This is a genomic window from Pseudomonas sp. LB-090624, assembly GCF_003205205.1.
Classification (GTDB): Bacteria; Pseudomonadota; Gammaproteobacteria; order Pseudomonadales; family Pseudomonadaceae; genus Aquipseudomonas.
The window spans coordinates 374,677-387,576 of sequence record NZ_QJRL01000002.1; the positions used below are offsets into that span (position 1 = coordinate 374,677).

8 protein-coding genes and 1 pseudogene are annotated in these 12,900 nt (G+C 55.6%); 7 read left to right on the top strand and 2 right to left on the bottom strand.

The genetic code is table 11. The features are described from left to right. The first annotated feature begins 48 nt into the window (after positions 1–48). The 7 genes and pseudogenes from DMX11_RS03720 to DMX11_RS03745 all read left to right on the top strand — a co-directional run bounded on the left by DMX11_RS03720 (position 49) and on the right by DMX11_RS03745 (position 11,025). The gene (locus DMX11_RS03720; protein ID WP_110743273.1) at positions 49–4,671 is read left to right on the top strand and encodes an RHS repeat-associated core domain-containing protein; all 4,623 of its coding nucleotides are present in this window, start codon (positions 49–51) and stop codon (positions 4,669–4,671) included. Then, complete coding sequence (locus DMX11_RS03725; RefSeq protein ID WP_110743274.1) at positions 4,662–5,090, top strand: Imm30 family immunity protein; 429 nt, start codon at positions 4,662–4,664, stop codon at positions 5,088–5,090. The genes DMX11_RS03720 and DMX11_RS03725 overlap by 10 nt, the downstream gene beginning before the upstream one ends. A 305-nt stretch (positions 5,091–5,395) precedes the next feature. Further along, positions 5,396–5,488, top strand: a pseudogene (locus tag DMX11_RS26155) (hypothetical protein); the annotation flags it as partial. 15 nt (positions 5,489–5,503) lie between these two features. Continuing rightward, on the top strand, positions 5,504–6,811 hold the full coding sequence (locus tag DMX11_RS03735; protein WP_110743275.1) for an RHS repeat-associated core domain-containing protein: 1,308 nt from the start codon (positions 5,504–5,506) through the stop codon (positions 6,809–6,811). A gap of 8 nt (positions 6,812–6,819) precedes the next feature. Continuing rightward, positions 6,820–7,350 carry a hypothetical protein gene (locus DMX11_RS25840; RefSeq protein ID WP_146230335.1) on the top strand — a complete coding sequence of 177 codons (531 nt, stop codon included), beginning with the start codon at positions 6,820–6,822 and terminating at the stop codon, positions 7,348–7,350. Between the two features lie 177 nt (positions 7,351–7,527). Then, the gene (locus tag DMX11_RS03740; protein WP_256590494.1) at positions 7,528–9,762 is read left to right on the top strand and encodes a hypothetical protein; all 2,235 of its coding nucleotides are present in this window, start codon (positions 7,528–7,530) and stop codon (positions 9,760–9,762) included. A gap of 15 nt (positions 9,763–9,777) precedes the next feature. Next, positions 9,778–11,025 (top strand): IS256 family transposase, encoded by a 1,248-nt coding sequence (locus DMX11_RS03745; RefSeq protein ID WP_110743276.1) that lies wholly within the window; start codon positions 9,778–9,780, stop codon positions 11,023–11,025. Between the two features lie 79 nt (positions 11,026–11,104). Here DMX11_RS03745 and DMX11_RS03750 read toward each other — a convergent pair whose 3' ends face one another. Next, positions 11,105–11,494, bottom strand: coding sequence for a hypothetical protein (locus DMX11_RS03750; protein WP_110743277.1), 390 nt, complete (start codon positions 11,492–11,494; stop codon positions 11,105–11,107). After that, entirely contained in the window at positions 11,487–12,887 is a 1,401-nt protein-coding gene (locus tag DMX11_RS03755; protein WP_110743278.1) for a PAAR domain-containing protein, read from the bottom strand. The genes DMX11_RS03750 and DMX11_RS03755 overlap by 8 nt, the downstream gene beginning before the upstream one ends. Positions 12,888–12,900: the final 13 nt, after the last annotated feature.

A 12,900-nucleotide genomic window follows, 5' to 3' on the forward strand; every position in this document is an offset into this window, starting at 1 on the left:
CTCTAGGCACCAGGACAAGGACTTTCGGATTGCTAGGAGCTTCCGCCAATGGCGCAGACCGTTCACGCCGCCCGAATGGGCGACGCAATTCTTCATCCATCGCTTGCCGCTGAAATGATCAGCGCAGTTGCCGAGGCCGTTATCTATGCAGCGGCCACCGCGGCCGTCGCCGCAGCCATCAGCTTGGCCGTGGTTGGCACCGTAGCCACTGGCGGTGCGGCTGGCGTCGCTATCGCCGCCGTCGCGGGTGTGGCAGTCGGCGCAATGAGCACCCTTTCCGTCGGCGAAGACCAGACTGTCGGCGACGCCATCTCCAGCTTTTGCGACAGCCTTGGCAACAGCGTGGACTCGCCCGATCCCTACGGAAAAATCGAGAGCGGGTCAACCAATGTGCTCATTAACAGTGAGCCCGCTGCTCGCGCGGCCGGCATCACTGGCCCACCGGGAGGCGGCGCAGCCGATACTGAACAAGAGGAACCGTCCATCCTGGAGAACGTCGGTTCCATGGCCATGGCTGCGGTGCCGTATCTCGTCCCGTTCGTGGGGCTGGGGATGGCCATACGTGACATCTTCAACCCGCCCGTGACCATACCGGCCGACCCAGGCTCGGAGCCCGCCAAAGGAGACGGGATCAGCTGTTCGCGCCACCCGCCCCTGCCCGACACCTTCATTGCGCAAGGCTCGGACAAGGTATTCATCAATGGCCAACCCGCAGCGCGTTCAGGTGACAAGACCACCTGCGATGCCACGATTGATGTGAATGAAAACGTATCGCCCAATGTGCGCATCGGTGGCGGTACGGCGACGGTCCGGGACATTCGCAACGGCAAGAGCAAGATTGCGATGTTTACCGGGATTATTGCGGGGATGCTTATCTCCCGAAGGTTTGGCCGCATCAAAGGGTGCACATTAGGCAACCCGGTTGCTGTTGCCACAGGGAGCAAGCTGCAGGAGGGTCCGGAGGACATCGACTTCAATCTCCCAGGCTTGCTGGGCATCCAATGGGCACGGCGCTACGACAGCAGGGACATGCGCAGCGACGGTCTACTTGGAATGGGTTGGAGTGTCCCCTATGAAGTGGAACTGGCCCGCGTCCCACATCCTCAAGGCGGTACGCTGTGGATCTACATCGACAACGACGGTAACCGACTGGAACTGGGCCGCCTCAATGCCGGTGACGCTTTCGTCAGTGCCGTGGACGGCTTGGCCTTCTTCCAGCTGGAGGACGGCCAGACCGTTGTCGAAGATATCAATGAAGGGCTTTATCGGGTTTTCGATACCGACCCGTTGAATTCGAAACGCTCACGGCTGATCAGGCTCGGCGACCGCAATCTCAATTGCCTCGACCTGCTGTACGACGAACAAGGGCGCCTGAAAGCCCTCTATGACAAGCACGGCCAAACGGTCGTGCAGCTTCACTATGCCGCCAGGCATCCCCAGCGTGTCAGTGAGGTATCACGGGTGTTCCTGAAAAACGGTGGAACACCGACGGTAGAACGCAGCGAACTGCTGGTCAGCTATCGCTACACCGGCAACGGGCAACTGCATGAGGTATTGGATGCGACGGGTCAACGAGTCCGCCGCTTCACTTACACCCCCGAGGGCTATCTCAATAGCCATCAACTGGCTAGCGGTGCTGTCCGCGAATACGAATGGGCGCGCTTCGCCATTCCTGAAAAGCGCCCTGCCCCCAAGCGCCTAGACGGCACGCCCTACCGCTTGCCTCCACTGCTGGAACCCCAACCCGATCACGAGTGGCGGGTGATTCGCCACTGGGGCAGCGATGGTGAAGAGTACCGGTTCGAGTACAACCTGGAAGCCGGTGAAACCCTCGTCACGGACAACCTCGGCCGCCGTGATCACTACTACTGGGGGCCACTGTACGAGGTCTATAAACACATCGACCCTCAGGGCAACTGCTGGCAGGCGGAAGTGATTGCCGGACAGCTGATCAAGCGCATCGATCCGCAAGGGGGGGAATGGCGCTACAGCTACGACGATATCGGCCGCCTGATCGAAACCCGCGATCCCCTCGGCCGCAGCGAACACATCAAATACCTGCGGCATTGGGCACTGCCCGTCCAGGTCACCGATACAGCCGGGCGGACTCGGCAATACGGCTACGACAGCCACGGCAATCTGCTCTGGCAGCAGGACCCGCTGGGGCGCGAGACACAGTACCAATTCGACCCGGAAGGCCGTGTCACCCAGGTCACCGATGCCCTCGAAAAGAGCAAGTACCTGAGCTGGAACACGTGCGGTCAGTTGCTCAGCTACCGCGACTGCAGCAATGCCCAGACGCTGTATCACTACGACGCCCATGGCCGCTTGCGTGAAAGCATCAATGCCCGGGGTGAACACACCCACTTCCGCTACGACGCACGTGGTTATCTGGTCGAAAGCGAACGCCCGGACGGTCGCATTGACCGCTATGAGGTCGATGTTGCCGGCCAGCTGAAGCGCTATATCGACCCCGCACAGAAAACCCTGCAATTTCGCTACGACCCCAGCGGCCGGTTGGTCGAACGCACGGACGCCATGGGCTACAGCGTGAAGTTCCGCTACGACGCCTATGGTCGGCTACTGCAACTCACCAACGAGAATGACGAGTCATACCGCTTCGGCTGGGACGAACTGGACCGGCTGGTGGCACAAAAAGACCTGGACGGCAGTGGCCGCCTCTATGCCTACAACGTGCTAGATGAGGTCATTCGTCTTACCCATGTGCCCTCGCCTGACGAGCAGCCGCCCCTGTCCGACAACGCCCCGCCGACACGGACGGCTGCCATCCGCCACGACTTCGAGCGGGACGCCATCGGCCGGCTTGTCAGCAAGCGCACTGAAGATGGCACTACCGACTACTGCTACGACGCGGCCGACAATCTGCTGTCCATCACCTTCACAGACAACCAAGGAGAAAAACAGCAACTCGACTACACCTACGACGCCAACGGGCAACTGCTCAGCGAAACCAATAGCGCTGGCTTGCTGCAGTACCGCTACGACGAACTGGGCAATCTGCAGACCCTGGTCCTGCCCGACCAACGCGAACTCCACCACCTGTACTACGGCAGCGGGCACCTCCACCAAATCAACCTGAACGGCCGGGTGATCAGTGATTTCGAACGTGATGCAGTGCACGACGAGGTCCTGCGCACCCAAGGCAAACTGGTCACCCGCACGCGCTACGACACCAGCGGTCGCCTGGCCGGCAAGGCTATTCACTACCGCGATGCTCCTGCTGAAGTGCTGCCGCTGCTGGACAAGGCCTATCGCTACGATGCCAGCGACAACCTGATTGCGGAGGTACTGACCCAGACCCAGCGCCGCGGGATGACCAGCGCTGCCAATGACGAAAACGCGCATCACGAACAGATCATCGGCCGATTCCAAGATCTGCCCCACACCGGCAAGAGTTACTCAGGACACAACCGTTACGGCTACGACCTCAACGAGCAACTGCAAACCGTCCAGCAGTCACGCCCCAACTGGCAGGCCACGCAAGTCGAGGATTACAAGTACGACAAGGCCGGCAATCTGTTCGACGGCCCCAAGCTCAATGGCCTGATCAAGCACAACCGGGTGTTGGTGTATCAGGACAAGCGCTACCGCTACGACCGCTTTGGGCGGCTGTGCGAGAAGCGGATCGGCAGCAATTGGGTGCAGTATTTCGAGTATGACGCCGAACAGCGGCTGGTTTGCGTGGAGCAGTACCGCAGTGGCGAGCGTGAGCGGGTGGTGTTTGCCTATGACCCTTTGGGGAGGCGGATCAGCAAGGAAGTTTACCAGAGGGACTATCCAGAGCCTCGCCGGCGGGTGTTGTTTCACTGGCAAGGGTTGCGCTTGCTGCAAGAAGTGCAGAGTGGGCTGGCTAGCTTGTATGTGTATGCCACTGTGGAGAGCTACGACCCGTTGGCGCGGGTTGACGGTAAACCTGGCAGCGAAGCAATTCACTATTTTCATACCAAACTGGCAGGTCTGCCTGAGCAGTTGACTAGCTCTGATGGCAAAACAATCTGGCAAAGCGATCATCAAGGTTGGGGAAAAACACCTGCTGAGTGGCACAGCCCGCAGCAGGCGCGAGAGCAGAATTTGCGGTTTCAGGGTCAGTACCTTGACCGGGAAACGGGGCTGCATTACAACACGCTCAGGTTCTATGATCCGGATATAGGTCGTTTCACGACGAGCGATCCGATTGGCTTAGAAGGGGGGTTAAATCTCTATCGCTTCGCACCAAATACGAATACTTGGTTTGACCCATTGGGCCTTAGCCCATTGTTCCCCGGAGAAGGTGAAGCAGGCGTTTTCGGCAAACTTCCCGGCGCTCCTGGCGATAACCTCACAGGTCATCATATGCCATCAGCTGCTTATATGAAAAGGAACTTTGGAATCAGCCCTCAAAAATCGGTAGCAATGCAGATGGAACATATCTACCCTTCAGGCACAGGGAGGCATTCCTTGACACGCACGTTTAAAAGAGCTCCACTCTTGTCAGAATCACCACGTGACGCCTTAGCGAGAGACATTTGGGATGTCAGAAAAATTTACAGGAAAGAAAATTTGTACAACCTCACGATAAAACAAGGATTACGAAACTCGATACATCTCAACAAATCACTATTCCCTGACATTTTTCAGAAAAATCAAAAAGATAGCCGGCCATGTCCTTAAAAAATCAACTCCATAAATATTCACAACTCGAGTCAAACACCGCCATTGACGAATTTACGGATACACTAAAAAAAATGGCGTTAACGGGGGACAGACAGTACATTACAGAGATGCTCTCTTACTTGGACGACGAGTCTGAAAACGTAGATGTAATGAAAGACATCGTAGGCATGGCTGAGTCTTTTAACGTAGAGGACTACATCAAAGCCGTACTTGACTCAACGATACCCCTAGCAGAAAAATCTCCAGACTGGCTTGATTACATCATATATCGAATCACGAACTCCGAACAATACACCACAGCATACAAAAACACACTACAACTACATTCAAAAAAGAAAGAAATAAGCAATCAACTCAGAATGTTTTTAATTAGAAATCCAGAAAAAAACAAGAGCATTGAATTCATCCTACAATAATTATAATTAACAAAGATCGCGCAGAATTTGAAGCACCTCTTAAACCACAACAGCATCAACTACCAGACCGTTCACAAATCCAATTTGCATCCAGGCGAAAGCGTAATTATAAGATCAAATCGGCGGGGTAGTCCGACCCCATCAGTTTTAGAGAAAAATTATCTATCTAATAGCTTCCTAACCTATTTCGTCGCTACCCCGCGTAAAAAATCGTAAGGCACCACGACTCGCCAGCCCATTTCGGGGCATGTATAAAATGCCCCAAACGAACGACCGCCATCCGCCATGACTTCGAGCGGGACGCAATCGGCCGGCTTGTCAGCAAGTGCACTGAAGATGGCACCACCTACTACCGCTACGATGCCAGCGACAACCTGATTGCCGAGGTACTGACCCAGACCCAGCGCCGCGGGATGACCAGCGCGGCCAATGACGAAAACGCGCATCTCGAACAGATCATCGGCCGCTTTCATGACCTACCCCACACGGGCAAGACCTATTCGGGACACAACCGTTACGGCTATGACCTCAACGAGCAACTGCAAACCGTCCAGCAGTCACGCCCCAACTGGCAAGCCACGCAGGTCGAGGATTTCAAGTACGACAAAGCCGGCAATCTGTTCGACGGCCCCAAGCTCAATGGCCTGATCAAGCACAACCGGGTGTTGGTGTATCAGGACAAGCGCTACCGCTACGACCGCTTTGGGCGGCTGTGCGAGAAGCGGATCGGCAGCAACTGGGTGCAGTATTTCGAGTATGACGCCGAGCAGCGGCTGGTTTGCGTGGAGCAGTACCGCAGTGGCGAGCGTGAGCGGGTGGTGTTTGCCTATGACCCTTTGGGGAGGCGGATCAGCAAGGAAGTTTACCAGAGGGACTATCCAGAGCCGCGTCGGCGAGTGTTGTTTCACTGGCAAGGGTTGCGCTTGCTTCAAGAAGTGCAGAGCGGGCTGGCCAGCTTGTATGTGTATGCCACTCCGGACAGCTATGAGCCGCTAGCACGCATTGACGGAAAATTGGGTAGTGAAACGACACATTACTTTCATAGCAATCTAGCTGGGCTACCGGAGCAGCTAACTGACTCTAGTGGTAACGCGATCTGGCAAACTGATTATCACGGCTGGGGACGAAAACATGATGAATGGAATTGTAAGAAGCAAGCTCGCGAACAAAATTTGCGATACCAAGGGCAATACATTGACCAAGAGACTGGACTTCACTACAACGCATCTAGATACTATGACCCTGACATAGGTCGCTTTACACAAAAAGACACAATAGGCATAGGCGGAGGAATTAACCTTACGGCATACGCCCCCAACCCACTCACTTATACTGACCCACTTGGGCTGGCAGTCGAGAAAATACCTTACGGGGACGGCCTAAGTCAAAGCGTAATAAATCAACGAATCATCGAAGGAAACTTCAACGCGGCAAAAACAAATTATGCAGCAATTAAATACACCCTCAACGGCAAAGAGAATATTGAGGTTATGCGAAACACACCTGGAGGGCTTCACTCTGAAGAAAAACTTTTGGCAAAATATGCAAACCGATCAGAAGTCACTATTAATGAAATATACTCTGAGCGACGCCCGTGCCCAGGATGCAACTCGCTCGTGAATCGACACTCTCCAAAAAACACATTTACCTTCCAATACAGCACCTCAGGTCGTAGCACTCTACAATCCGCACTATCTAATATCAAAAAAACTATTTGCTGAGAAAAACAATGACTCCAATATCACTTGCACTCATACAAACGCAAACACCACTAAGCAGCAAACAAGTGAGATCATCCGACATCTTGTCCATCGCAAAACATACACTCCCCCTGCTAAAAGAATATCGAAACAACGGACTTGAATTTTACGAAGATCTCTACACCAACAGCCCCCTAGGCCCCTCGCTCGCTTTCTTTGGACATGATTTCTCTGGCTGCTACGGCATTGACACCACAGACAACCATATTAAATACGCAACCAAAGAAGACGACGCAATTAGAATTATATACTGCAACTCTACAGTAGAAAACTTTCATTACTTCAATAACTTATTCATCGACTTGATCCATGAAAAAATTACCTCAAACCAAAATAATTTCGAACCAAAGATCACTGAGCTAAGAAATTTTTATTCTGAAAAAGATCCTTTAGCCATGGAGTGCGAAGAAAATTTTTGGCCAATACGCCTTTACGAACTGGAGGAAGATTTTTTTCCTCTGGATAACTCGAGAATTAACCTCTACTCCAATCCGAGATAAAAATACAGATACTTCTAATTCCGCTTCAAAGCAGAACCCGAGGTGTCCGACGGCTAGCGTAAAACAACAGCCTGGTCTAACTAAAACATCCCAGGCAGCCCCGCTCTGCCTGGGGCTGACGAGGAAAAGAGCGCATTTGCTCCACACCTAGAAACCAAACCCCATCACGAGTGGCAGGTGATTCGCCACTGGGGCAGCGATGGTGAAGAGTACCGGTTCGAGTACAACCTGGAAGCCGGTGAAACCCTCGTCACGGACAACCTCGGCCGCCGTGATCACTACTACTGGGGGCCACTGTACGAGGTCTATAAACACATCGACCCTCAGGGCAACTGCTGGCAGGCAGAAGTGATTGCCGAACAGCTGATCAAGCGCATCGATCCGCAAGGAGGCGAATGGCGCTACAGCTACGACGATATCGGCCGCCTGATCGAAACCCGCGATCCCCTCGGCCGCAGCGAACACATCAAATACCTGCGACATTGGGCACTGCCCGTCCAGGTCACCGATACAGCCGGGCGAACTCGGCAATACGGCTACGACAGCCACGGTAATCTGCTCTGGCAGCAGGACCCGCTGGGGCGCGAGACACAGTACCAATTCGACCCGGAAGGCCGTGTTACCCAGGTCACTGATGCCCTCGAAAAGAGCAAGTACCTGAGCTGGAACACGTGCGGTCAGTTGCTCAGCTACCGCGACTGCAGCAATGCCCAGACGCTGTATCACTACGACGCCCATGGCCGCTTGCGCGAAAGCATCAATGCCCGGGGTGAACACACCCACTTTCGCTACGACGCACGTGGCTATCTGGTCGAAAGCGAACGTCCGGACGGTCGCATTGATCGTTATGAAATTGATGTCGCGGGTCAACTGACGCGCTATATCGACCCTGCCCAGAAAACCCTGCAATTTCGCTACGACCCCAGCGGCCGGTTGGTCGAACGCACGGACGCCATGGGCTACAGCGTGAAGTTCCGCTACGACGCCTATGGTCGGCTACTGCAACTCACCAACGAGAATGACGAGTCATACCGCTTCGGCTGGGACGAACTGGACCGGCTGGTGGCACAAAAAGACCTGGACGGCAGTGGCCGCCTCTATGCCTACAACGTGCTAGATGAGGTCATTCGTCTTACCCATGTGCCCTCGCCTGACGAGCAGCCGCCCCTGTCCGACAACGCCCCGCCGACACGGACGGCTGCCATCCGCCACGACTTCGAGCGGGACGCCATCGGCCGGCTTGTCAGCAAGCGCACTGAAGATGGCACTACCGACTACTGCTACGACGCCGCCGACAATCTGCTGTCCATCACCTTCACAGACAACCAGGGCAAGAAGCAGCAACTCGACTACACCTACGACGCCAACGGGCAACTGCTCAGCGAAACCAACAGCGCTGGCTTGCTGCAGTACCGCTACGACGAACTGGGCAATCTGCAGACCCTGGTCCTGCCCGACCAACGCGAACTCAACCACCTGTACTACGGCAGCGGGCACCTGCACCAAATCAACCTGAACGGCCGGGTGATCAGCGATTTCGAGCGTGATGCGGTGCACGACGAGGTCCTGCGCACCCAAGGCAAACTGGTCACCCGCACGCGCTACGACACCAGCGGTCGCCTGGCCGGCAAGGCTATTCACTACCGCGATGCTCCTGCTGAAGTGCTGCCGCTGCTGGACAAGGCCTATCGCTACGATGCCAGCGACAACCTGATTGCGGAGGTACTGACCCAGACCCAGCGCCGCGGGATGACCAGCGCTGCCAATGACGAAAACGCGCATCACGAACAGATCATCGGCCGATTCCAAGATCTGCCCCACACCGGCAAGAGTTACTCAGGACACAACCGTTACGGCTACGACCTCAACGAGCAACTGCAAACCGTCCAGCAGTCACGCCCCAACTGGCAAGCCACGCAGGTCGAGGATTTCAAGTACGACAAGGCCGGCAATCTGTTCGACGGCCCCAAGCTCAATGGCCTGATCAAGCACAACCGGGTGTTGGTGTATCAGGACAAGCGCTATCGCTACGACCGCTTTGGGCGGCTGTGCGAGAAGCGGATCGGCAGCAACTGGGTGCAGTATTTCGAGTATGACGCCGAGCAGCGGCTGGTTTGCGTGGAGCAGTACCGCAGTGGCGAGCTTGAGCGGGTGGTGTTTGCCTATGACCCGCTGGGGAGGCGGATCAGCAAGGAGGTTTATCAGAAGGACTATCCAGAGCCACGTCGGCGAGTGTTGTTTCACTGGCAAGGGTTGCGCTTGCTGCAAGAAGTGCAGAGTGGGTTGGCCAGCTTGTATGTGTATACCACCCCGGACAGTTACGAAGCCCTGGCACGCATCGATGGCAAATTGGGTATTGAAACGACACATTACTTGAGGGTGTCAGAAATTTTGTGTTCGGGCATAACATGAGTAAGAGGTGCATGTATGCCAACCAAAAAGAAACCCTTGCGTGACCTGCCCAAAATCCCCAAAGAGCTGCTGGAGCAGTTCGGTGAGGGCCTGATGACTGCAGAAGCTATCGAGGATGCCTCTGCGGCGTTCAAGAAGGCCCTGATCGAGCGCGCCCTGAGTGCCGAGCTTGGCCACCACTTGGGCTATCCGCCGGGCGCGCAGCGCCCAGAGGATGAAACCAACCAGCGTAACGGCAAGAGTGGCAAGACGGTTTTGACCGGCGATGGCCCGCTGCGGCTGGAAATTCCCCGTGATCGAGACGGCAGTTTTGCGCCTATTCTGATCCCCAAGCATGAGCGGCGGTATACCGGTTTCGATGACAAGATCATCGCCATGTACGCCCGTGGAATGACGGTCAGAGAGATCCGAGCCTTTTTGTCCGAGCAGTATGGAACCGACGTTTCACCCGATTTCATCAGCTCTGTGACAGACGAGGTCATGGAAGAGATTGGCGCGTGGCAACAGCGGCCACTGGAGCCGATGTACCCGGTCATTTTCTTCGATGCGCTGCGGGTGAAGATCCGCGAAGAGGGCCTGGTGCGCAACAAGGCCATTTACCTGGCCCTGGGCGTTCTCCCCGACGGGACGCGGGATATCCTGGGCATCTGGATCGAGAACACCGAGGGTGCGAAGTTCTGGATGAAGGTCTTTAACGATCTCAAGACGCGCGGTGTCGAAGATGTGCTGATTGCCGTGACCGATGGCCTCAAAGGTATGCCAGAGGCTCTCAGTACCGTGTTTCCAGAGACGACATTGCAAACGTGCATCGTGCACCTGATCCGCAACAGCCTCGACTACGCGGCCTGGGACAAGCGACGGGCTCTGGCCAAGGAGCTGAAACCGATTTGCCAAGCCATCAATGCCGAAGCAGCTGAGCAAGCGCTCGATGAGTTTGAGAACGGGCCGTGGGGAGAGAAATATCCGACGGTGGTGGCTGCCTGGAGGCGCGCCTGGGATCGAGTGATTCCATTTTTCGTCTTCCCACCGGCCATCAGGAAGGTGATTTACACCACCAACGCCATTGAGAGCATCAACACCCAGCTACGCAAGGTCATCAAGACTCGCGGGCATTTCCCGAATGATGACGCAGCGACCGAACTGATTTGGCTGGGACTGCGCAACATAACAGCCAATTGGGGGAAACCGGCCCATGATTGGAAAAGCGCGATGAATCAATTTGCGATTCTGTACGGAGATCGGTTCATCAGGCCAACCTGGTGAAATCAAGGCCTGCCTGACGGCAGGCCGTTACCGGCCTGCACACAAAAAATCTGACACTTCCTACGAATCTGGGCGGTGATCATTTCTTTATAATGAAATAACCCACCCCCCCCCAGACTGATGAGATCAGGATCAGCCAAAGAGCTGCCCCTAATTTTCGCCTCAACTTGGGCGGAAACCTTTCAAGTTCCGCCTCGTCCAACCATCCCAAGCGCAAATGAAGCCAAGGAAATGTAACCAACGCGCTTACCGTGCTCATCAGTAGACATCGAGACCTCAGATTCCCTCCGCCCCACACGGGCTTCATCTGTTCCAGGTAGGGATTGCTGGTAATCGCTGAAAGAGCGATATCAAAATCCGTCGACAGTGCGATCTGTACATTCATAGCAATGCCGACAAGGCCGATAATGAAGGGCGCAACTAAGAAAGCTATTCGCAAGTATGGCGACCAGCTATCAAAGTCAATCATCCATCACCTCATAAATCATTTCACCGACCTTCTCGCCAGCTGTGCCAATACCCATAGAGCCTGCCGCAGAGCCGGCGCCAACCAAGACAATCCCGCATACGGGAACACCAAGGCCGCTGGTACCCACCGCGAAAACACCGCATAGCGCGGCAGCGGCAGCACCTGCGATGTAACCTCCCACCATCCCTCCTCCTAAGCCACCAGCGAAGCTACCCGTTTCGGTGAATCGGACTTTCCGGCAGTCTTCAGTTTCACCTGCAACACAGACCTCTTGCACTTTCAGATAAGATGACGTAGCCCCCAGCCCAATTGCAGCATACCCACCATATTCAAGATACTTGCTCAGCCGCGCCACCTTATCCAGATGCGTTGCATACCCCGGAATCTGCCCCGGCCCGCCCGCGTTCGACCAGTGATGGACTAGACTCTTGGTCGAAATATCCAAGCTCTTCCTCAAGCGCTCATAGTTCCCAAGGTTCAACTGTTTGTTCAAAAGTGCTGTTTTCAACTGCCCATCCAGCTGCTGCAGAAGCCGCCGCCGTTCAGCAAAAAAGCCCGGGCTGTTCAAGTGCCCGTGGCGAACGAACTCCCGCTGGTGCAGTCGCTCGATACTGGTCAGCGTCTGACTGACCTGCTTCAGGCCTTGCTCCAGCATGTCCTTGCCCACGCCCATGGACAGGCTAGCGTCGCTGAGCAACCCCGCAATCTCGGCCTGATGCTTCATCATGAAGTCCGCTTCGGCGAAATCGAGCACCGCCAGCGCACGCCGCGCATGCTGCGCCGCCGCCATCAGCTGGCCTTCCTCGCGGGTGCAGGCGCCACCATTGTCAGGGTCACCGATAACGAAGATTTCCCCGGCCTTGAACCCCTGTTCGAACGTAGGGTTGAGCCGCTGCAGCCGGGAAATCGGCAACGTGGCATCGTGTTCGGCCAATTCCAGCAGTACCTGTGCGAATGACATGCGTCGCGGAATAACGTAGAAGCCAGGCTCCAGGGTACCGGGCATTGCAACGGCAATGGGTTGGGAGAAACGTTCGGGGTAAATGAGGGTTGAAGGCTCGCCAGCGTGGGTGTTCGGGCGCACTGCAACGGAATGCCTGGACGGCGGTATTTCATTCACCGGTGCAACAACCCGATTGCTGCCCGGCGAGCAACCACAGAGCACCAGCGCACCGTCCATGGCCACCCGGCGGCCATCGGAAATAACATGCTCCACACCTTCGGCGACCATTCCCACCTGCCCACAAACAGGGCATGCCGTGGTGTGGTCACCTTCGCGCAGCACCATTCGACCCTCGTCGAGATAGCCGGCATCCGTCGCAATACACACGGCCCCCGTTGTGGTCACATCGCCATCTACCGCCTGACCTTTTCCCTCTAGACTGACGCGCACCTTCAAGCTCCCT

Excerpts from the sequence above, each read along its gene's own strand:
- DMX11_RS03720 (WP_110743273.1), top strand. The coding sequence starts at position 49 with ATGGCGCAGACCGTTCACGCCGCCCGAATGGGCGACGCAATTCTTCAT.
- DMX11_RS03725 (WP_110743274.1), top strand. The coding sequence starts at position 4,662 with ATGTCCTTAAAAAATCAACTCCATAAATATTCACAACTCGAGTCAAAC.
- DMX11_RS03735 (WP_110743275.1), top strand. The coding sequence starts at position 5,504 with ATGACCAGCGCGGCCAATGACGAAAACGCGCATCTCGAACAGATCATC.
- DMX11_RS25840 (WP_146230335.1), top strand. The coding sequence starts at position 6,820 with ATGACTCCAATATCACTTGCACTCATACAAACGCAAACACCACTAAGC.
- DMX11_RS03745 (WP_110743276.1), top strand. The coding sequence starts at position 9,778 with ATGCCAACCAAAAAGAAACCCTTGCGTGACCTGCCCAAAATCCCCAAA.
- DMX11_RS03750 (WP_110743277.1), bottom strand. The coding sequence starts at position 11,494 with ATGATTGACTTTGATAGCTGGTCGCCATACTTGCGAATAGCTTTCTTA.